Origin of the sequence: Actinoallomurus vinaceus, assembly GCF_039542055.1 — a bacterium.
GTDB classification, from domain to species: Bacteria; Actinomycetota; Actinomycetes; order Streptosporangiales; family Streptosporangiaceae; genus Actinoallomurus; species Actinoallomurus vinaceus.
The window spans coordinates 256556-276292 of record NZ_BAABHK010000015.1; the positions used below are offsets into that span (position 1 = coordinate 256556).

The window sequence follows — 19737 nt, forward strand, 5'->3', positions numbered from 1 at the left end:
GGCCCCCGCGGGGGCCGGGCCGACGATCACGGTCAGGAGAACTCGGTGAGCGTACGCTCGGCCTCTTCCAGCCACGCACGGCGCGCCGTCAGGGCCTCTTCGGCGTCCTTGACGTCCTTGTCGCGTCCGCCGCGGCGGGCCTTCTCCATGCGCGCCTCGAGCTGCTGGATCGAGGCGCGCAGCTGCGTCACCGTGGCCTCGGCGCGCGCCCGGGCCTCCGGGTTGGTGCGCCGCCACTCCGACTCCTCGGCGGAGCGTACGGCCTCCTCGATCCGGCGCAGCCGGCCTTCGAGCTGCTCCCGGGAGTCGCGCGGCACCATCCCGATGGACTCCCAGCGCTCCTGGATCGTCCGCAGGGCCTGGCGGGCGGCGCGCACGTCCCGGATGGGGAGCAGTCGCTCGGCGTCCTCGAGGACCTTCTCCTTGGCCTCGGCGTTCTGCCGGAACTCGGCGTCGCGCTCGGCGAAGACCGCGGAGCGGGCGGCGAAGAAGACGTCCTGCGCGCCCTTGAACCGCGCCCACAGCTCGTCCTCGACCTCACGGGACGCGCGTCCGGCCATCTTCCAGCGGCGCATCAGGTCGCGGTAGGCGGCGGCCGTGGGCCCCCAGTCGGTCGAGCCGCTCAGCGCCTCGGCCTCGGCGACCAGGCGATCCTTCTCCGCACGGGAGTGCTCGCGCTCCTCCTCCAGGTTGGAGAAGTACGCCTTGCGGCGCTTGGTGAAGGCGTTGCGCGCGGACGACAGGCGCTTCCACAGGGCCGTCTCGGTGGGCCGGTCGACGCGCTCGGCGGCCTTCCACTCCTCGACGAGCTGGCGGAGGCGCTCACCGCCGTTCTTCCAGTGCGTCTCCTCGGTCGCGATCCGCTCGGCCTCGCCGACGATGCGCTCCTTGACCTCCCGCGCGTGGCCGCGGGCCTGGTCGCGGGCGACCTTCATCTCCTCCCGGCGGCGGCCGAGCAGGCCGGTGAGGCCGTCCAGCCGCCGCGCCAGGCCGTCGAGGTCGCCGACCGCGTGCGCCTCGGTCACGGACTCCCGGATCCGGGCGATGCTGTGCTCGGCCTGTGAGGGGGCCAGGTCCGTCGTCTTGATCCGCTGCTCCAGCAGATCGATCTCGGTGACCAGCGCGTCGTACTTGCGCCGGAAGTAGGCGAGCGCCTCTTCCGGAGCACCGGCCTGCCAGGAGCCGACGGTGCGCTCGCCTTCGGCGGTCTTGACGTAGACGGTCCCGTTCTCGTCGACGCGGCCCCAGGGATCAGTGGTCACCGTCGGCCTCCCGGTCGTGGAGCGTGCCCGCCATGAGCGGCCGGACGGCCCCGACGGAGCCGTCTCCGCCTCCCCGGCACCGGATTCCCCAAGGATCGGTGGCGCTGGACACCGTTGCCTCCTGTTTCAAGGCCCGGGCCGCTCGTCGGGCGCCGGGCCCACCGTGACGACCTCGGGAGCTTCGCTCCCGCAGGCCACCCTAACCTTCCGCATTACCCCATCTTCGTGACGGTGAGGTGTTTTATTTCAATTTTCTTCTTTGGCGCGGTCATCTGGGTCTGGGGGTCCGGAGCGGTGGCTCCCGCCTTGGCGACCGAGTCGACGACGTCCAGGCCCTGGGTGATCTCCCCGAAGACCGTGTAGTCGGCGGGCAGCGGCGAGTCGCCGTACATGATGAAGAACTGGCTGCCGTTGCTGTTCGGCTGGCTGCTGTGCGCCATTGCGATCATGCCCCGTTTGTAGGTCGCCTGCCCGGAGGAGTCGGCCTTGGGGACGTTCTCGTTGCCGAACCCGTACTTCGGGCCGCCGCTGCCGGTGGCGGTCGGGTCACCGCACTGCAGCACCTTGATGCCGGTGTCGAGCCGGTGGCACTTGGTGTTGTCGAAGAACTTCTTCGACGCGAGGTATTCGAAGGAGTTGACCGTGCACGCGGCCTTCGTGCCGTCGAGCTTCGCGACGATCTTGCCCTGGCTGGTGTCGATCGTCATCTCGTACGTGCCCTTGACCGGTTTGACCGGCGGCTTGCCGACGTCCTTGGCGTTCTGCGAGTCCGACAGCGGCTGGTAGGCGCATTCGCCGGGCTTCACCGAGACGCTCGGCTGCGCGCTGGGCGTTTTGGAAGCCGACGCGCTCGCCGTGGACTTCTTGTTGTCGTCCGACTTGTTCATCGCGAACGCGATCGCACCACCGCCGCCGGCGATCACTGCCACGGCGGCCACCGTGCCGATGATCTTTATCCTGCGCGCTTGGGCCTGCCGGGCCGCACGGCGCTGCATCTGGCGCTCGTAGCGCTGCCGGGCCAGCTGCTTCTTGCGGTCTTTACCCGCCACCGGTGTCGCACCTCATTGATTCGCGTCATGAACAGGGAAACGTGCTGCGCATCGTAGCGGTCCTGGCCGGTATTTTTCTGCGTGGCCCACAGAGGCTCGCAAATCACGCCAGGACCGGACACCCCGCGGCGCTCCCGCGTATGTCGTTCGCGGTCGGCCGCGTGCCGCCGGTACGCTCAAGCTGCCGGAAGCAGGCGCCTTAAGAGAGGACGATCGTGCTCATCGCCGGGTTCCCCGCCGGATCCTTCGCCACGAACTGTTACGTCGTGGCGCCCGCGGCGGGGGAGGAATGCGTGATCATCGACCCTGGCCAGGACGCCGAGTCCGGGGTCGAGGAGCTGCTCCGCGAGCACCGGCTCAAGCCGGTCGCCGTCGTGCTCACGCACGGCCATATCGACCACATCTGGTCGGTGGCCCCGGTCTGCGGCGCCGGCGACGTCCCCGCGTACATCCACCCGGCCGACCGGGACCTGCTTTCCGATCCGGCCAAGGGCTTCCCGCTCGGCGTCGGACAGCAGCTGCTGGGCGGGCTGACGTTCGGCGAGCCGGACGACGTGCGCGAGCTCGCCGACGGCGCGACGCTGACGCTCGCCGGCCTGGAGCTGATCGTCGATCACGCCCCGGGCCATACGCGCGGGTCGGTGACCTTCCGGCTCGCGGACCAGCAGGTGATGTTCTCCGGAGACCTGCTGTTCGCCGGCTCGATCGGCCGCACCGACCTGCCGGGCGGCGACTACCCGGCGATTCTGGAGAGCCTGGCCCGCGTGTGCCTGCCGCTCCCGGACGAGACCACCGTGCTGCCCGGCCACGGCACGCAGACCACGATCGGCCGCGAACGGGCGACCAATCCGTTCCTCAAGGACATCGCTCCGGTCGACGGCCCGCACAGGGGACTCTAGAAACAAGATCATGAGCTCGAACTTCCAGGCCCCCAAGGGGGTCAAAGAGTATTTTCCGCCGCAATCGGCGACCTTCCTCGCCGCGCGCGACGCCTTCGCGACCGCCGCCACGCGGGCCGGCTACGCCTACCTCGAACTCCCGGTCTTCGAGGACACCCGCCTGTTCGCGCGGGGTGTCGGCGAGTCGACCGACGTCGTCTCCAAGGAGATGTACACCTTCGAGGACAAAGGCGAGCGATCGATCACGCTGCGCCCGGAGTTCACCGTCGGCGTGCTGCGGTCCGTCCTCGAACACGGCCTGCACAAGGGCGAACTGCCGGTCAAGGTCTGGGCCACCGGACCGGCGTTCCGCTACGAGCGCGCGCAGAAGGGCCGCTACCGCCAGTTCTACCAGGTCGACCTGGAGGCGATCGGCTCCGAGGACCCGGCGGTCGACGTCGAGACGATCGCCCTCGCCTGGGACTTCTACCGCGACCTCGGCCTCACCCGCGTCTCCCTGAAGCTGAACTCCCTGGGCTGCCGGGAGTGCCGTCCGGTCTACCGCGCCGCGCTGCAGGAGTTCCTGCGCGGCCTCGACCTCGATGAGGACACCCGGGCCCGTGTCGAGATCAACCCGCTGCGGGTGCTGGACGACAAGCGGCCAGAGGTCCAGGCCCAGCTCGAGGACGCCCCGCTCGTCACCGACCACCTGTGCGGCGCGTGCAAGGCGCACCACGACCAGGTCCGTGAGCTGCTGGCCGACCTGTCCGTCCCGTGGGTCGACGACCCGCGCCTCGTGCGCGGCCTCGACTACTACACCCGCACGACGTACGAGTTCGACCACCCGCTGCTCGGCGCGCAGTCCGGCATCGGCGGCGGCGGCCGCTACGACGGCCTCTCGGAGGACATCGGGGGCCCGTCGCTGCCCGGCATCGGCTTCGGCCTCGGCCTCGACCGTACGGTCCTGGCCATGGAGGCCGAGGAGGTCGCCGCCGTGACGCAGTCGGCGGTCGACGTGTACGGCGTGCCGCTGGGCGAGGAGGCCGAGCGTAAGATCTTCGGCCTGATCGCCGCGCTGCGCCGCGCGGGTGTCGCGGCCGACATGTCCTATGACGGCAAGAAGCTCAAAGGCGCCATGCGGGGCGCCGGCCGGTCCGGGGCGGCGTACGCCGTCATCCTCGGCGAGCGAGATATCGCCGCCGGGTCCGCCCAGGTGAAGGACCTGGCCAGCGGCGACCAGGTCGCCGTTCCGCTCGCCGAGCTCGTGACGACGTTGAAAGAAAGGCTTGCTCAAAGATGATCCGCACACACGAGGCGGGCTCGCTGCGCCGGGAACACGCCGGGCAGCAGGTCGTGCTGGCCGGCTGGGTGGCGCGCCGCCGCGACCACGGGGGTGTCACCTTCATCGACCTGCGCGACGCCTCCGGGATCGCCCAGGTCGTCTTCCGGGAGGAGGACACCGCCCACGACCTGCGCTCGGAGTTCTGCGTCAAGATCACCGGCGAGGTCCGCGTACGCCCCGAGGGTAACGAGAACCCCGAGCTGCCGACCGGTGACATCGAGGTCGTCGCCTCCGACATCGACGTGCTGAGCGAGGCCGCCCCGCTGCCGTTCCCGATCGAGACGGACGCCAACGTCAACGAGGAGGTACGCCTCAGGCACCGCTACCTCGACATCCGGCGCGAGGCCCTCTCGAAGGCACTGCGGATCCGCTCCCAGGCGTCCTACCTCATCCACGACGTCCTGCGCGAGCACCGGTTCGTCAACGTGGAGACGCCGACGCTCACCCGGTCCACGCCGGAGGGCGCCCGCGACTTCCTCGTGCCCGTACGCCTCAAGCCCGGTCACTGGTACGCCCTGCCGCAGTCGCCGCAGCTGTTCAAGCAGCTGCTCATGGTGTCGGGCCTGGAGCGTTACTACCAGCTCGCCCGCTGCTACCGCGACGAGGACTTCCGCGCCGACCGGCAGCCGGAGTTCACCCAGATCGACATCGAGATGAGCTTCGTCGAGCAGGAGGACGTCCTCCAGGTCGCCGAGGACCTCGTCGGCCGGCTCTGGAAGGAGATCGTCGGCTACGAGATCCCGCGTCCGATCCCGCGGATGACCTACGCCGACGCCCTCAGCCGGTACGGCTCGGACAAGCCGGACCTGCGCTTCGGCAACGAGCTCGTCGAGCTGACGGAGTTCTTCAAGGACACCCCGTTCCGGGTCTTCCAGGCCCCGTACGTCGGCGCGGTCGTCATGCCGGGCGGTGCCTCCCAGACCCGCAAGGAGCTGGACGGCTGGCAGGACTGGGCCAAGTCGCGCGGCGCGCGGGGCCTCGCGTACGTCCTCGTGCAGGAGGACGGCACGCTCGGCGGCCCGGTCGCCAAGAACCTCTCCGAGAAGGAGCGGGAGGGCCTGGCCGCCGAGGCCGGCGCCAAGCCCGGTGACGCCGTCTTCTTCGGCGCGGGCAAGCCGCACGCCACCCGGGAGCTGCTCGGCGCGGCCCGCCTGGAGATCGGCCGCCGCTGCGGCCTGATCGACGAGTCCAAATGGGCGTTCACCTGGGTCGTCGACGCGCCCATGTTCGAGGAGACCGACGAGGGCGGCTGGACGGCCGTGCACCACCCGTTCACCTCGCCCAAGCCCGAGTGGGTCGACTCCTTCCAGGACAAGCCGGGCGAGGCGCTCGCCAACGCGTACGACATCGTCTGCAACGGCAACGAGATCGGCGGCGGCTCGATCCGTATCCACCGCGCCGACGTGCAGGAGCGGGTCTTCGAGACCCTCGGCCTGAGCCGCGAGGAGGCCCAGGACAAATTCGGCTTCCTGCTCGAGGCCTTCAAGTACGGCCCGCCGCCGCACGGCGGCATCGCGTTCGGCTGGGACCGGGTCGTCATGCTGCTGGCCGGCCGCGACTCGATCCGCGACGTCATCGCCTTCCCGAAGGCCGCCTCCGGCTACGACCCGCTGACCGGCGCGCCCACGCCGATCACCGAGGAGCAGCGCAAGGAGGCGGGCATCGACGTCCGCCCGGAGGACGAGAAGCCGATGGAGCCCAACGAGCCCGGCCACATCGTCCGCCCCTCCACCGAGAAGTACTGACGGCCTCGCCGACGGGGATCCCGGCTCGGGATCCCCGTCGCGCGTGTCGGTCTCACGGGCCCGAGTCTCGGCACACCTGGCCAAGGCGGCGACCGTAGCTACAAGCGGCCGGTGGCGTGTCTTGTCGTCGCGCGGCGTTGTTCCGCCGGTGATCGGATCGGGATGATGATCACCATGAGACGTTTCGCGAGTCTTGCCGAGTTCGCCGCCGCCAAGGGCGAGCATCTGGGCCACAGCCCTTGGCGGGAGGTCACGCAGCAGCAGATCGACCTGTTCGCGGAGGCGACCGGCGACCATCAGTGGATTCACGTCGACCCCGAGCGGGCGGCCGACGGACCGTTCGGAGCTATCATCGCGCACGGTTATCTCACGCTGTCGCTGGTGAACGCCTTCATGCCGGAGATCTTCTGGATCGACGGGCCGAAGATGGGCGTCAACGTCGGGCTGAACAAGGTGCGCTTCCCCTCCCCGGTCAAGGTCGGCTCCCGAGTACGCGGCGGCGCCGAACTGGTCGACCTGAAGAACTCCCCGGCGGGGAAGCTGTCGACGGTCCGGATCACCGTCGAGATCGAGGGCGAGAAACGCCCCGCCTGCGTCGCGGAGACCCTGTCGCTGTACGTCACTTGACGTCCGTCGGCGGTCTGCACATCGTCCGGATGCTCGCCGCCGACGCGGGCGTCAGTGGTGATGTGGCGGGTCGGACCGTTTGGTTCGAGGTGACCTTCTGACGACGCGAAAATCGGTTGATCCTGCTGTGCGCGGTGGAGATCGTGAGGTCTCATGCGAATGCATGAGATCAGGGCCGATCACGACCGGGCGTCGATCGTCGTCTATCAGGCCTACCGGCCGGAGATCGGGCGGCCGGCGGCCGAGCAGGGGCGCTTCGTGCCGCCGTTCTCGCGGACGCGGATGACGTGGATCAAACCGTCGTTCCTGTGGCTGATGGCGCGCAGCGGCTGGGCGCGCAAGCCCGGCCAGGAGGTGATCCTCGCCGTCCGCATCAGCCGTGAAGGCTGGGAGGAGGCGCTGTCGCAGGCGGTCCTGACGCACGCCGACCGCCGCATCTACCGCGACAGCGTGGAATGGCGGGCCGCGTTCAAACACGCCCGCGTCCACGTCCAGTGGGACCCGGAGCGGACGCTGCACGGGCAGCCGCTGGACGGCCGCAGCATCCAGGTCGGGCTCAGCCGGCACGTGATCGACCGGTACGCCGACGAGTGGATCCTGGACATCCAGGACATGACCCCGCTCGTCCGTAAGATCCACCGCTTGGTCCACGACGGGGAGACCGCCAAGGCCAAGGCGCTGCTGCCGCGCGAGCGGGTCTACCCCCTCGAGCCCGAGATCGCTCGGCGCATCGGCGCGGACGTCTGAGCCGTCGCGGCTTCGGGGCGGGCGGCCTACTCGGTGATGGCAGGCGGGGACGACCGGTGACGCGGCAGGCTCCCGAGACGCAGAATGTCCTCGGTGTCTGAATCCGAGCGACAGCGGGCACTCGAGGCCCGGAGGGGGAGATCGATGAAACTGGACGACGTCCCCGTCCCCGGCGGCACGTTGCGGATCGCCCGATTCGGGGACGGTCCGCGCCTTGTCATCGCGATCCACGGCATCACCGCGTCGCTGATGGCGTGGGCCACCGCCGCCAGGGCACTGCCCGACGAGTGGTCGCTGGTCGCCATGGACCTGCGCGGCCGCGGCCACAGCGCGGGGCTGCCCGGCCCGTACGGGCTGGACCGCCACGCCGACGACGTCGCACTCGTCGCCGACCACGTGGGCGCCGGGCCCGGCAGCGTCCTGACCGGCCACTCGATGGGCGCCTACGTCGCGGCGCTCCTGGCCGCACGCCGCGACTTCGCCCGGGTCGTGCTCGTCGACGGCGGCCTTCCGCTACCCGTGCCGCCCGGTGTGGATCCCGATACCGTCCTGGAGGCCTCGCTCGGCCCGGCGATCGCCCGGCTGAGCCGGACCTTCCCAAGTGTGCGGGCCTACCTCGACTTCTTCCACGAGCACCCGGCCCTGCGCCAGGCCTGGAACTCCGATATCGAGGACTACGTGCGCTACGACGCGACGGGCCCGGAAGGCGCCGTACGGGCGAGGGCGCGAGAGGAGGCGGTGCGCGTGGACGGCCGGTGGCTCCTGACCGAGGCCGCCCGGATCGGCGAGGCCCTCGGGCGGATCGACTCCCCGCTCAGCCTGATCCGCGCTCCGCGTGGCCTTCTCGACCAGCCCACGGGCATGCTCCCCGATGAGCTGGCCGCGCAGTGGACCGCCCGGCTGCCCGGGCTGGCCGACGAGGTCATCGAGGACTGCAACCACTACACGATCCTCTTCGAGGACCGCTGCGTCCGTCTGGTCGCCGACCGTCTCACCGGTCCACCTGAGTGAGGCGGCCGCTGGTGCGGGTCTCGTTCCGGGCGAAGCCGAGCCGGTCGTAAAGGCGCATGGCCGCGGTGTTGTCGGCGTACACCCCGAGGCCCACGCCGTCGCATCCTTCGGCGAACAGCCGTCGCATCGCCCATGCCGTGATCGACGCGCCCAGCGCCCGCCCGCGGACCTCCGGCCGTACCGCGACCGCCGCGACCTGGCCGATCTCCGGTGAGCTCGTGGTGTCGGCGAGGCAGGCCAGGAGTCCGTCGCCCTCGGCGCGTATGCCCGCCCAGCGGCGGGCGCCGTCGTCACCCGGCCACACCGACCAGTCGGGGTTCGTGCGTTTCAGCAGCTCCGTGATCGCCTCGACATCGGTGGACCATCCCGCCAGGTCCTCCGCGGCCTGGGGCGGCGGCGCCTCGTACGCCACCCGGTAGACCCAGTCGACCGGATCCGCGAGTGGCAGCGGGGTGCCGCACGGCACGTTCACGTACACGTCGGGCGGCAGTTCGCCACGCAGCGAGGTCAGCAGATCGGCGACCGCGGCGGGCGGGCCGAGCCCCACGACGCGCCAGATCGTACGGTCGCGGTTCAGGTTGAGGAAGGCGGCCGCCTCATCGCCGCGCCAGGCCGTACCGCGTCGTGCCGGATCCACGCTCCGGATGAGGGGATGGCCTTCCGTCATGGCCAGGAGGTCGTCGATGGAGGAGGGGATCACGCCGCACAGGCTAACGGCGCCTCCGGACGCACCGATCGCGGCCCCCGGTATGGCGGGGCCGAGCACGTACGAGAGGCTTGTGTCGATCTTCGGGGGATGCCGGCGATGTTCCGGGTACTCCCCGGACGGGGCGAAAGGGCGGGGGCACGGGGATGGAACCGGCGGGCCCGAGGGCGGCGGAGCGTCCCGACGACCGGCCACATCGGACGGCTCCATGGCATCGGTCGCGTCTGATCGCGGCCGTGGGTCAGGCTGCGCTGATCGCCTTACTGTTCTACGCCTACCGGACCGGACGGCGTCTCGCCGACGGGCACGCCGCCGCGGCCCTGCGGCACGCGCGGTCGGTCTGGCACGCCGAACGCCTGCTCCACCTGCCGAGCGAGGCGGCCCTGCAGCGTGCGGCGCTGCACTGGGACGGCTGGGTGCGCGTGGCCGACGTGTACTACGTCGGCGTGCACTTCCCGGCGACGGCGGTGTTCCTGGCATGGGTCTGGTGGCGGCGTCAGGATCACTGGCCGCGCGTACGGGCGGCCATCATCCTGTCCACGGCATTCGCCCTCATCGGGCACTTCGCCTACCCGCTCGCGCCGCCGCGGTTCCTGTCCGGCACCGGGCTCGTCGACCTGATGAACGTCTACGGGCCGACCGCGTACGCGGAGGCGCCCGGGAGCGGGCCGTCGAACCAGTTCGCCGCGATGCCGTCGCTGCACGTCGGCTGGGCCCTGCTCGTCGCCTGGGGGATCGTCCGGTACGGCACGGGCCGGGTGCGCTGGATGGCGGTGGCCTACCCGGTCGCGACCACCTCTGTCGTCGTCCTCACCGCCAACCACTACTGGCTCGACGGCATCGTGGGCGCCGTCGTGGTGATCGTCTCCGTCGCGCTGAGCGGCGGTTTGGAACGGATAGTGTCAAGGCGTGGTACGCAGGGAGCATGAGCAGGCCGACAGCCTCTTCGACACGCAGGCCGAGGAGGCGCAGGAGGCGAACGCGCCGCTGGCGGTCCGGATGCGCCCCCGCGGGCTCGACGAGGTCGTCGGCCAGGGGCACCTGCTCGGCCCCGGGACGCCGCTGCGGCAGCTCGTCGAGCGGGACGTCGCGATGTCCCTGGTGCTGTGGGGGCCGCCCGGCACCGGCAAGACCACCCTCGCGTACGTCGTCAGCCAGGCGACCGAGCGCCGGTTCGTGGAGGTCTCGGCGGTGTCCGACGGTGTCAAGCAGGTCCGCGCCGCCATCGACGTCGCCAAGCGGGAGCTCGGCATGGGCGGCAGGCAGACGGTGCTGTTCGTCGACGAGGTGCACCGGTTCAACAAGGCCCAGCAGGACGCCCTGCTGCCCGCCGTCGAGAACCGCTGGGTGTCCTTCATCGGCGCCACCACGGAGAACCCGTTCTTCTCCGTGATCAGCCCGCTGCTGTCCCGCTCCCTGCTCCTGACGCTCGAGCCGCTCGGCGACGACCAGCTCCGCGAGGTGATCCGCCGCGCCCTCACCGACGAGCGCGGCCTCGGCGGCGCCGCCGAGCTCACCGAACCCGCCGAGGACCACCTCGTACGCCTCGCGGGCGGTGACGCGCGCCGGGCGCTGACCTACCTGGAGGCCGCGTCGTACGTCGTCCCGAACGGCGCGCCGATCGACGTCGACGTCCTGGAGAAGGCCGTCGACCGGGCCGCCGTGCGCTACGACCGCGAGGGCGACCAGCACTACGACGTGATCAGCGCGTTCATCAAGAGCATCCGCGGGTCCGACGTCGACGCGGCGCTCCACTACCTCGCCCGCATGATCGAGGCCGGCGAGGACCCGCGCTTCATCGCCCGGCGGTTGATCGTCCACGCCAGCGAGGACATCGGCATGGCCGACCCGACGGCGCTGCAGACGGCGACGGCCGCGGCGCACGCCGTCGAGTTCGTCGGTCTCCCCGAGGCGCGCATCAACCTGGCGCAGGCGGTGATCCATCTCTCTCTGGCGCCGAAGTCCAACGCCGTCATCCAGGCGATCACCGAGGCGAGCGCCGACGTACGGCGGGGGCTCGTCGGTCCCGTGCCGGCGCACCTGCGGGACGCGCACTACAAGGGCGCGGCCAAGCTCGACCACGGAAAGGGCTATCGCTACGCCCACGACTTTCCCGGCGGGGTGGTGGAACAGCAGTACGCCCCGGACGCCGTCGCCGGTCGCGAGTACTACCACCCGACCAGGCACGGGATGGAGTCGCGCTTCTCCGACGTCGTCGAGCGGCTCCGCGCCGTCCTGCGTGGTAGACGCGCCGACTGACCCGGGTGCGCAGGGGGCATCGCCACCCGGGTGTGGCATGGCCGACTCGGCGCGTTTCCGGAGGCCCGGGACGGTAAGGTCGGTCCGACCGAGTTTCGCGACGAGGAGGAGGAAGCCGGATGCTGACGGGTGAACAGCTGGCCGGTCTGATCGTGGCCATGTTCTGGGCGATTCTCGTCTCCTTCCTCGCCTACGTGCTCCTGAAGCTCGCCCGGTTGGTGACCGAGGCCACCAAGACGGTCGCCGAGCTGGGCGATCGGACCGCCCCGCTGCTCGACGACATGGCCGGCACGGTGGCGCGGGCCAACGAGCAGCTGGCCCGCATCGACGTGATCACGAAGAACATGGGCAGCGTGAGCCAGAACGCCGCCGCTGTCAGCACCACCGTCACCTCGATCGTCGGCGGCCCTCTCGTGAAGGCCGCGGCGTTCTCTTATGGTGTCCGTAAGGCCATCGGTTCCCGCGGCCACGGCAACCAGGACGGCAAGCGATGATCCGGCGGTTGTTCTGGCTGTCCCTGGGCACCGCGTTCGGCGCCTGGTCGGCCATCCGGCTCAAGCGCACCGTGCGCGCCGTCATGCCGGGCGGCCTCGCTGATCAGGCCGTCGGACTCGGCCGGACCGTACGGGGGTTCGCCGGCGACGTCCGCGTCGCGATGAACCACCGAGAGGAAGAGCTGCGCGACGCCATGCGTCTCGACGCACAAGCCGACATAGACAAGGACCTGCACTGATGGAGTCGGCAGAGATCGCCCGCCGTTTCCTCCGCTTCTTCGAGGAACGCGGCCACACCGTGGTGCCCTCGGCGAGCCTGATCGCCGAGGACCCCACGCTGTTGCTGGTAAACGCGGGCATGGTGCCGTTCAAGCCGTATTTCCTCGGCCAGCGGACGCCTCCATACCGTCGGGCGACCAGCGTGCAGAAGTGCATCCGCACGCCCGACATCGACGAGGTCGGCAAGACGACCCGGCACGGCACGTTCTTCCAGATGCTGGGCAACTTCTCCTTCGGGGACTATTTCAAGGAGCAGGCGATCCCCTTCGCCTGGGACCTGCTGACGCGGCCGGAGTCCGACGGCGGGTTCGGGTTCCCCGAGGACCGGCTCTGGGCCACCGTCTACCACGACGACGACGAGGCCTTCTCGATCTGGCGTGACAAGGTCGGCCTGCCGGAGGAGCGCATCCAGCGCCGCGGCATGGCGGACAACTTCTGGTCGATGGGTGTGCCCGGCCCCTGCGGCCCCTGCTCGGAGATCTACTACGACCGGGGTCCGGAGTACGGCCGTGAGGGCGGCCCGGTCGCCGATGAGGACCGCTACCTCGAGGTCTGGAACCTCGTCTTCATGCAGTTCGAGCGGGGCCCGGGCGCGGGCAAGGAGGGCTGGCCGATCCTCGGCGAGCTGCCCGCCAAGAACATCGACACCGGCATGGGCCTGGAGCGCATGGCCGCGATCCTCCAGGGCGTCGACAACATCTACGAGATCGACACCATGTGGCGGATCCTCGACCGCGCCGCCGACCTCACCAAGACCAAGTACGGCCGCGACGCGCGCGCCGACGTGTCCCTGCGCGTGATCACCGACCACGTCCGCAGCGGCACGATGATGGTCGCCGACGGCGTTGTCCCCTCCAACGAGGGCCGGGGCTACGTCCTGCGCCGGATCCTGCGCCGCAGCATCCGCCACCTGCGCCTGCTCGGCGCCGGCGACGACCGCTACCTGCACGAGCTGACCGCAGCCGCGATCGAGGGCATGGGCGAGACCTACCCGGAGCTGCGCTCCGACGCCGCCCACATCCACACGGTCATCGACGCCGAGGAGCAGTCCTTCCTCACGACGCTCCGCACCGGCACCGCGATCTTCGACGCCTCGGTCGAGGAGACCAAGCGCCGCAAGGAGCCGACGCTGTCCGGCGTCCAGGCGTTCACCCTGCACGACACCTACGGCTTCCCGATCGACCTCACCCTCGAGATGGCGGCCGAGCAGGGCCTGTCCGTCGATGAGGGCGAGTTCCGGCGCCTCATGGACGAGCAGCGGCAGCGCGCCAAGGCCGACGCCGCCGCGAAGAAGACCGGCAATCTCGACGTGTCCGTGCTGGGCAGCCTGCTGGAGCAGACCGGCTCGGTGCGGTTCACCGGCTACGACGCGGTCACCGGCGAGGCCCGCGTGGTCGGCCTCCTGGTCGGCGGCGCCAACGTGCCGTCGGCGGGGGAGGGCAGCGAGGTCGAGGTCGTGCTCGACCGCACGCCGTTCTACGCCGAGGGCGGCGGCCAGCTCGCCGACCAGGGCGTCATCCGGCTCGGCAACGGGGCCGAGATCGAGGTCCTCGACGTGCAGACGCCGCTGGCCGGCCTGATCGTGCACCGGGGCCGGGTCCGCAGCGGCGAGGCGCAGGCCGGTGACACCGCCTACGCCGAGATCGACGTCGAGCGGCGCCGGGCGATCTCCCGGTCCCACACCGCGACGCACATGGTGCACCGCGGGTTCCGCAACGCGCTCGGCGAGTCGGCGGCGCAGGCCGGTTCGGAGAACGCCCCCGGCCGGTTCCGGTTCGACTTCACCGCCTCCGGCGCCGTGCCGCTGAACGTCCTGCGCGACGTCGAGGACGAGGTCAACGCCATCCTCATCGACGACCTGGGCGTGCACGCCTCGGTCCACCCGATCGACGAGGCGCGCAAGATGGGCGCGCTGGCGCTCTTCGGCGAGAAGTACGGCGACGAGGTCCGCGTCGTCGAGATCGGCGACTACTCCCGCGAGCTGTGCGGCGGCACCCACGTGGCCCGTTCCGGCCAGCTGGGCCTGATCAAGGTCCTCGGTGAGCAGTCGATCGGCGCCGGCGTGCGCCGGGTCGAGGCGCTCGTCGGCATCGATGCCTTCCGGTACCTCGCCAAGGAGAGCGTCTTGGTCGCGCAGCTGTCCGAGCAGCTGAAGACCCGCCGCGAGGAGCTCCCGGAGCGGATCTCCGGCGTCGTCACCCGTCTCCGCGAGGCCGAGAAGGAGCTCGAGCGGCTGCGTTCGCAGCAGGTCCTCGAGATCGCCGGCGAGCTGGCCGGCGGCGCCGAGGACGTCGGCGGCATCGCCTTCGTCGCCCACCGCGTGCCCGACGGCACCAGCGCCGACGACCTGCGCCGTCTCGCCATGGACGTCCGCGGGCGCCTGTCGGGACGCCCGGCCGTGGTCATCATCGCCGGGGTCCCCAAGGACCGCCCGGTGATCGTCGTCGCGACCAGCGAGGAGGCCCGCGCCCGCGGGCTCCGCGCGGGTGCGCTCGTCGGCGTCGCCGCCAAGGTCCTCGGCGGCGGTGGCGGCGGCAAGGACGACCTGGCGCAGGGCGGTGGCGCGAACGCGGGCGCCATCGATGAGGCCCTGGGCGCCGTCCGCCGGGCCGTGGCGGCCGCGTGAGACAAGGCGTGCGCATCGGCGTCGATGCGGGCAGTGTTCGCATCGGCGTCGCGCGCAGTGATCCTGGCGGCATCCTCGCGTCTCCGCTGGAGACGGTGCGTGCCGGGAAGGGCGATGTCGACCGGATCGTCCAGCTGGTCGCTGACAACGACGCCATCGAGGTGATCGTGGGCCTGCCGACCTCTCTCTCCGGAAGAGAGGGGCCGGCGGCCGAGGCTGCCCGCCGGTTGGCGGTGAAGATCGCACGACGCCTGGATCCCGAGACGGTACGGCTGTTCGATGAGAGACTCACGACCGTGACAGCCGAAACCGGACTTCGGGCACAAGGTGTGCGCGGACAGGCGCGGCGCAAGGTCGTCGACCAGGCGGCGGCGGCCGTGCTCCTGCAGGCTGCGCTCGATGCCGAGCGCTTGACGGGTCGCCCTCCGGGGGAGACTGTCCAGGGGGGCTCATGAGCGACGCAGACCTCGACTTTCTGAGACAACTGTCCGAGCGGCAACAGCGCTCGGAGCCTCCAGGCGTTCCGCCACGTGCTGCCCGGGGCGGACGGGGACGGCGCCGCAAGAAGAGCCGCAAGGGCCGCAAGCTCGCGCCGCTCATCGCGCTCGTCTTCCTCCTCGCGGTCGTGTGCGGCGGCGGCTACGTCGGTTTCACCATGCTGAACGGCATGCTCAACCCGCCCGACTACAAGGGCGAGGGCACCGGCTCGGTCACCGTCTGGATCCACGAGGGCGACTCGGTCAGCGAGATGGCCCTGCGGATGAAGCAGGCCGGCGTCGTCAAGTCCGTGGACGCGTTCGTCAAACTCGCCACCAAGGACACGAGGGCGACGAGCATCCAGCCCGGCTACTACCACCTGCGCCGGCAGATGTCGGTGAAGTCCGCGCTCGCGCTGCTGCTCAGCGACGCCTCACGGGCCGGCCGTGTCACCATCCCCGAAGGCAAGCGGGTCGTCCAGGTCCTGCAGATGCTTTCCAAGAAGACCAAGATCCCGCTCAAGGACTTCGAGAAGGCCGCCAAACACCCCGAGAAGCTGGGCCTGCCCTCGTATGCCAAGGGCAAGCTCGAGGGATATCTCTATCCCTTCACGTACGACCCGGACCCGAAGGCCACCGCCACGCAGGTGCTCCGCTCGATGGTCGACCAGTTCAAGACGGTCGCGACCTCCATCGACCTGGAAGGAAAGGCCCGCGAGCTGGGCATGTCGCCGGGTGACGTGGTGACGATCGCCAGCCTGGTCCAGGCCGAGAGCGGCCGGGACGAGGACATGCCGAAGATCGCCCGGGTCATCGACAACCGGGTCCACAACTCCCAGCCGTGGATGCGCAAACTGCAGCTCGACAGCACGGTGATGTACGCCCTGGGCAAGTACAACATCGTGGCCACCTACGCGGAGACCAAGACGAAGAGCCCGTACAACACCTACAGCGTCTCCGGCCTGCCGCCCGGAGCGATCGACAACCCCGGCGAGGTGGCGCTCAAGGCGGCGCTCAATCCCGCGCAGGGCAACTGGCTCTACTTCGTGACCACCGATCCGAAGCGCCATGTCACCAAGTTCACCAACAGCAACAGCGAGTTCGAGAAGTTCAAGCAGGAACTCGCACGCAACACGGGGCACGGATGACGCGAGCCGCCGTCCTCGGGTCGCCGATCGCGCACTCGCTGTCGCCGGCGCTGCACCGGGCGGCGTACGCCGCCCTGGGGCTCGACTGGACGTACGAGGCGATCGAGTGCCGTGAGGAGGATCTTCCCGAGGTGCTCGAGCGGCCGTGGGCGGGCCTGTCCCTGACGATGCCGCTGAAGCGGGCCGTGCTGCCGCTGCTCGACGAGGTCTCCGGGCTCGCGCGGGCGGTCGGCGGGGCCAACACGGTCGTCTACGACGGCGGGCGGCGGCTCGGTCACAACACCGACGTGTACGGCATGGTGACCGCGCTGACCGAGGCCGGCGTCCGCTCACCGGGCTCCGCCGTCGTACTCGGTGGTGGAGCGACGGCCTGCTCGGCCCTGGCCGCGCTGCGCGACCTGGGGCTGCCGAAGGCCGTGGTCGTCGTACGGAGCCCGGCCCGGGCCGCCGAGGCGGTGTCGGCGGCCGACCGGCTGGGCGTATCGGTGTCGGTGCAGACCTTCGCCGACACAATGCCTCCCGCCGATCTGATCGTCTCGACCCTTCCGGCCCACACCGCCGACCCGTACGCCGAGGCGATCGCGGGGGCGACGGGCGCGCTCTTCGACGTCGTGTACGCACCATGGCCGACGGCCACTGCCGAAGCGGTGCGCGACCGGGGCGGCATCGTGGTGGGCGGCCTGCCCATGCTGGTGCACCAGGCCGCCCGCCAGGTCGAGCTCATGACGGGGCGCGCACCGGCCCCCGTCGAGGCGATGCGCGCCGCCGTGTCATGACGTGCTGCGGCGCTGCCGGCGCAGGCGTGACGCCAAGGCCACGCCCATGATCGCCAACAGTGTCAGGGGACCGGCGACATAGAGCGTCTGGGCCGCCGTCCCGAAGGTGCTGAAGGGCGTGGACCACAGGACGAGCGAGCTCGCGAGCGGCGACAGGGCGAGCAGCACCACGATCGTCGATCTGCGCCCGGAGGCCGAACGCGGGCGGGCACAGGCGACACCGATCAGTGTCAGCGAGGCGACCGCCAGCAGCCACGCCGGATTGTGGACCGTCACCGGCCGCAGCAGCACGGCGCGTTGCGGCATCGGGGCCAGTGGCGCGGCAAGCCAGATCAGAGCGAAGGCGAATGCGGCGACGCCCGTCATGAGGGCCGCGCCGCGCAATCCGCCGAGCGACGCGAAGGCGGGGCGCAGGCCGCCCGAGAGCGACAGCGCCGTCGCGGCCAGGATCGCCAGGCCGAACCAGAGCAGGTTGCCTCCCACGTATACCGAGTCGATGGCGTCGTGACCTTGGGCGACCGCCAGCCACGGAAGCTGGGACAGTGTCGCCGCCCAGGCGAGACCTGCCGCCGTTCGCCGCAGGCCCAGCAGGCTCAGCGCGGCCACGGCCGGCCATGGTGCCCACATCGGCCAGACCTGCGCGGGCTCCTGCAACAGCACCGGCGAGAAACCGGCCACCACCGCGTCGTCCCGGAAATAAGCGATCAGACCGGTGGACACGAGGGCGGTCGCCACCAGACCGAGCACGGCGAAGGCGTCGCGCCAGATCGGGCCGCCGAGGGAACGGATCTCGCGCCGGAGGCGGACGCGTACGGCCCCCCAGGCCAGGTCGGCGGCATCGCGCGGAGTCGGCCGCTCCTGGCCGGGGCCTGCCGTGGCGAGCAGGACGCCGAGCATCTCCTCGCGCTGGTCGATCGGGTAGAGCCGCAGCCATCGCCGCAGCCGGTGTTCGAGTGATGTGGACCGTGATGTCATGACGTGCTGCGCCGCCACTCCCGCAGACGGGACGCCGCGGCGGCCGTGAGGACGGCGACGACCGCCAGCGAGCCGAGGATACGGATGGCGTCTACGACGGGCGCGAGCGCGGTGTCGATCGCGATCTGGAACCCCAAGACGTAGACGGTCGGGGCAAGGCTCAGTATCAGCATCGTCGTCCACCTGCGGCCGGAGTCAGTCCTCAGCCGGGTGCACGCGACGGCGATCAACGCCAACGGCGCGATGCCCAGCCAATACCGGGGATCGTGGAACGACCATGCCGACGGTGACATGTCTCTCGACCACGGATCGATCTCCCCGGTGGGGACGCTCAGCGTGTAGGCGAAGGCTCCAAAACCGGCCAGGAGGACGACGACCCGCCACCATCCGAGAAGCGACAGCGCTCGGCGGAGGCCGTCCGAGACGGACAAGGCCGCGGCGGCGGTGATCGCCAAGACGAACCAGTACGCGTTTTGGCCCAGCCGATCAGAGAAGGCGTCCATTTCGCCGATGGCGAGCCAGGGCACCTGAGCGAGCGCTGCGGCCCATGCGATGCCGATCGCGGTGCGCCGCAGGCTCAGCAGGCTCAACGCGGCGACGAGCGGCCACGGCGCCCACATCGGCCAGATGGGCGCGGGCGGTGACTGAACGACGAAGGCGAAGTCGATGATGGCTCGTAGGGAGGCGATCAGACAGACGAAGAGGGCCAGGATCGTCACCAGGCCGAGCACGGCGAACGCGTCCCTCCACACCGTCCCGCCGAGGGACCGGATCTCGCGGCGCAGGCGGACGCGAACGGCTCCTCCCACGAGGTCCGCGGCGTCTCGGGGGCTCGGCCGGTCCTGGCCGGGGCCGGCCGAGGCGAGCAGGACGCCGAGCATCTCTTCGCGCTGGTCGATCGGGTAGAGCCGCAGCCATCGCCGCAGCCGGTGTTCGAGCGGGCTCATGCGGATCCTCCGGCCAGGCGCAGGCGGGCGGTGGCGGTCTCGGCGTTGCTGCGCAGGCGTTCGGCCTCGGCGGCGAGGCGCGCGGCGCCCGTGTCCGTGAGCCGGTAGTAGCGGCGCAGCCGGCCCTCGACGACGTCCTCGCGGTCGATCTCGGCGAGTCCGTCGGCGGTCAGCCGGTCGAGGGCGGCGTACAAGGTGCCGGCCCGAAGGCGCACCCGCCCGTCCGAGATCCGCTCGACGTCGCCGATGATGCCGTACCCGTGCTGAGGCCCGGCCGCCAACGCCGTGAGGATGAGGAACGTGGGTTCCTGGAGTGACCTGTGGTTCATGTAATCTTTATATACCGATGGCCGATACATTGCCAACGCGTGGGGACGAAGCGCCCGTTCG

General features: G+C 70.7%; 20 protein-coding genes. 14 read left to right on the forward strand and 6 right to left on the reverse strand.

Annotated elements, in window-relative coordinates; translation table 11 throughout:
* Window positions 1-32: 32 nt before the first annotated feature.
* Together ABEA24_RS40295 and ABEA24_RS40300 are read right to left on the reverse strand one after the other, a co-directional pair.
* Window positions 33-1262 carry a DUF349 domain-containing protein gene (locus ABEA24_RS40295; RefSeq protein ID WP_345438507.1) on the reverse strand — a complete coding sequence of 410 codons (1230 nt, stop codon included), beginning with the start codon at window positions 1260-1262 and terminating at the stop codon, window positions 33-35.
* Between the two features lie 212 nt (window positions 1263-1474).
* On the reverse strand, window positions 1475-2311 hold the full coding sequence (locus ABEA24_RS40300; RefSeq protein ID WP_345438509.1) for a peptidylprolyl isomerase: 837 nt from the start codon (window positions 2309-2311) through the stop codon (window positions 1475-1477).
* Window positions 2312-2526: 215 nt separating this feature from the next.
* On the opposite strand from ABEA24_RS40300, the gene ABEA24_RS40305 reads away from it, so the two are divergent.
* The 6 genes from ABEA24_RS40305 to ABEA24_RS40330 all read left to right on the forward strand — a co-directional run bounded on the left by ABEA24_RS40305 (window position 2527) and on the right by ABEA24_RS40330 (window position 8661).
* On the forward strand, window positions 2527-3210 hold the full coding sequence (locus tag ABEA24_RS40305) for an MBL fold metallo-hydrolase (protein ID WP_345438512.1): 684 nt from the start codon (window positions 2527-2529) through the stop codon (window positions 3208-3210).
* A 10-nt stretch (window positions 3211-3220) separates the two neighbouring features.
* Window positions 3221-4489: a histidine--tRNA ligase gene (gene hisS, locus ABEA24_RS40310; protein WP_345438514.1), complete on the forward strand. Its 1269-nt coding sequence runs from the start codon at window positions 3221-3223 to the stop codon at window positions 4487-4489.
* Window positions 4486-6276 carry an aspartate--tRNA ligase gene (aspS, locus tag ABEA24_RS40315; RefSeq protein ID WP_345438517.1) on the forward strand — a complete coding sequence of 597 codons (1791 nt, stop codon included), beginning with the start codon at window positions 4486-4488 and terminating at the stop codon, window positions 6274-6276. Before hisS ends, aspS begins: the two co-directional genes overlap by 4 nt.
* Window positions 6277-6450: 174 nt before the next feature.
* A complete protein-coding gene (locus tag ABEA24_RS40320) occupies window positions 6451-6903 on the forward strand; it encodes a MaoC family dehydratase (RefSeq protein ID WP_345438519.1) in 453 nt (150 codons plus the stop codon).
* A gap of 159 nt (window positions 6904-7062) precedes the next feature.
* Complete coding sequence (locus ABEA24_RS40325) at window positions 7063-7650, forward strand: DUF4291 domain-containing protein (RefSeq protein WP_345438521.1); 588 nt, start codon at window positions 7063-7065, stop codon at window positions 7648-7650.
* 144 nt (window positions 7651-7794) lie between these two features.
* Entirely contained in the window at window positions 7795-8661 is an 867-nt protein-coding gene (locus tag ABEA24_RS40330; RefSeq protein ID WP_345438523.1) for an alpha/beta hydrolase, read from the forward strand.
* Here the strand turns inward: ABEA24_RS40330 and ABEA24_RS40335 are convergent.
* On the reverse strand, window positions 8642-9361 hold the full coding sequence (locus ABEA24_RS40335; protein WP_345438525.1) for a GNAT family N-acetyltransferase: 720 nt from the start codon (window positions 9359-9361) through the stop codon (window positions 8642-8644). The two genes, ABEA24_RS40330 and ABEA24_RS40335, sit on opposite strands and share 20 nt — an antisense overlap.
* Before the next feature lie 242 nt (window positions 9362-9603).
* On the opposite strand from ABEA24_RS40335, the gene ABEA24_RS40340 reads away from it, so the two are divergent.
* The 8 genes from ABEA24_RS40340 (at window position 9604) to ABEA24_RS40375 (ending at window position 17425) form a co-directional block, all read left to right on the forward strand.
* Window positions 9604-10296, forward strand: a complete 693-nt coding sequence (locus ABEA24_RS40340) for a phosphatase PAP2 family protein (RefSeq protein WP_345438527.1) — start codon at window positions 9604-9606, stop codon at window positions 10294-10296.
* Window positions 10277-11626, forward strand: a complete 1350-nt coding sequence (locus ABEA24_RS40345) for a replication-associated recombination protein A (protein ID WP_425551293.1) — start codon at window positions 10277-10279, stop codon at window positions 11624-11626. The genes ABEA24_RS40340 and ABEA24_RS40345 overlap by 20 nt, the downstream gene beginning before the upstream one ends.
* A gap of 119 nt (window positions 11627-11745) precedes the next feature.
* The gene (locus ABEA24_RS40350) at window positions 11746-12120 is read left to right on the forward strand and encodes a DUF948 domain-containing protein (protein WP_345438529.1); all 375 of its coding nucleotides are present in this window, start codon (window positions 11746-11748) and stop codon (window positions 12118-12120) included.
* Window positions 12117-12359, forward strand: coding sequence for a hypothetical protein (locus ABEA24_RS40355; protein ID WP_345438531.1), 243 nt, complete (start codon window positions 12117-12119; stop codon window positions 12357-12359). Before ABEA24_RS40350 ends, ABEA24_RS40355 begins: the two co-directional genes overlap by 4 nt.
* Complete coding sequence (gene alaS, locus ABEA24_RS40360; protein ID WP_345438534.1) at window positions 12359-15025, forward strand: alanine--tRNA ligase; 2667 nt, start codon at window positions 12359-12361, stop codon at window positions 15023-15025. Before ABEA24_RS40355 ends, alaS begins: the two co-directional genes overlap by 1 nt.
* On the forward strand, window positions 15022-15480 hold the full coding sequence (gene ruvX, locus ABEA24_RS40365) for a Holliday junction resolvase RuvX (RefSeq protein ID WP_345438536.1): 459 nt from the start codon (window positions 15022-15024) through the stop codon (window positions 15478-15480). Before alaS ends, ruvX begins: the two co-directional genes overlap by 4 nt.
* Window positions 15477-16649: an endolytic transglycosylase MltG gene (mltG, locus tag ABEA24_RS40370; protein WP_345438538.1), complete on the forward strand. Its 1173-nt coding sequence runs from the start codon at window positions 15477-15479 to the stop codon at window positions 16647-16649. The genes ruvX and mltG overlap by 4 nt, the downstream gene beginning before the upstream one ends.
* Window positions 16646-17425, forward strand: coding sequence for a shikimate dehydrogenase (locus ABEA24_RS40375; protein WP_345438540.1), 780 nt, complete (start codon window positions 16646-16648; stop codon window positions 17423-17425). The genes mltG and ABEA24_RS40375 overlap by 4 nt, the downstream gene beginning before the upstream one ends.
* Here ABEA24_RS40375 and ABEA24_RS40380 read toward each other — a convergent pair.
* The 3 genes from ABEA24_RS40380 to ABEA24_RS40390 are packed head-to-tail and all read right to left on the reverse strand — an operon-like array spanning window position 17420 to window position 19676.
* The gene (locus ABEA24_RS40380) at window positions 17420-18400 is read right to left on the reverse strand and encodes a hypothetical protein (protein WP_345438543.1); all 981 of its coding nucleotides are present in this window, start codon (window positions 18398-18400) and stop codon (window positions 17420-17422) included. The genes ABEA24_RS40375 and ABEA24_RS40380 overlap by 6 nt on opposite strands.
* On the reverse strand, window positions 18397-19347 hold the full coding sequence (locus ABEA24_RS40385) for a hypothetical protein (protein WP_345438545.1): 951 nt from the start codon (window positions 19345-19347) through the stop codon (window positions 18397-18399). The genes ABEA24_RS40380 and ABEA24_RS40385 overlap by 4 nt, the downstream gene beginning before the upstream one ends.
* Window positions 19344-19676, reverse strand: a complete 333-nt coding sequence (locus ABEA24_RS40390) for a PadR family transcriptional regulator (RefSeq protein WP_345438547.1) — start codon at window positions 19674-19676, stop codon at window positions 19344-19346. Before ABEA24_RS40390 ends, ABEA24_RS40385 begins: the two co-directional genes overlap by 4 nt.
* Window positions 19677-19737 lie beyond the last annotated feature (61 nt).

Excerpts from the sequence above, each read along its gene's own strand:
- hisS (WP_345438514.1), top strand. The coding sequence starts at position 3,221 with ATGAGCTCGAACTTCCAGGCCCCCAAGGGGGTCAAAGAGTATTTTCCG.
- aspS (WP_345438517.1), top strand. The coding sequence starts at position 4,486 with ATGATCCGCACACACGAGGCGGGCTCGCTGCGCCGGGAACACGCCGGG.
- ABEA24_RS40320 (WP_345438519.1), top strand. The coding sequence starts at position 6,451 with ATGAGACGTTTCGCGAGTCTTGCCGAGTTCGCCGCCGCCAAGGGCGAG.
- ABEA24_RS40325 (WP_345438521.1), top strand. The coding sequence starts at position 7,063 with ATGCATGAGATCAGGGCCGATCACGACCGGGCGTCGATCGTCGTCTAT.
- ABEA24_RS40330 (WP_345438523.1), top strand. The coding sequence starts at position 7,795 with ATGAAACTGGACGACGTCCCCGTCCCCGGCGGCACGTTGCGGATCGCC.
- ABEA24_RS40350 (WP_345438529.1), top strand. The coding sequence starts at position 11,746 with ATGCTGACGGGTGAACAGCTGGCCGGTCTGATCGTGGCCATGTTCTGG.
- ABEA24_RS40355 (WP_345438531.1), top strand. The coding sequence starts at position 12,117 with ATGATCCGGCGGTTGTTCTGGCTGTCCCTGGGCACCGCGTTCGGCGCC.
- alaS (WP_345438534.1), top strand. The coding sequence starts at position 12,359 with ATGGAGTCGGCAGAGATCGCCCGCCGTTTCCTCCGCTTCTTCGAGGAA.
- mltG (WP_345438538.1), top strand. The coding sequence starts at position 15,477 with ATGAGCGACGCAGACCTCGACTTTCTGAGACAACTGTCCGAGCGGCAA.
- ABEA24_RS40375 (WP_345438540.1), top strand. The coding sequence starts at position 16,646 with ATGACGCGAGCCGCCGTCCTCGGGTCGCCGATCGCGCACTCGCTGTCG.
- ABEA24_RS40380 (WP_345438543.1), bottom strand. The coding sequence starts at position 18,400 with ATGACATCACGGTCCACATCACTCGAACACCGGCTGCGGCGATGGCTG.
- ABEA24_RS40385 (WP_345438545.1), bottom strand. The coding sequence starts at position 19,347 with ATGAGCCCGCTCGAACACCGGCTGCGGCGATGGCTGCGGCTCTACCCG.
- ABEA24_RS40390 (WP_345438547.1), bottom strand. The coding sequence starts at position 19,676 with ATGAACCACAGGTCACTCCAGGAACCCACGTTCCTCATCCTCACGGCG.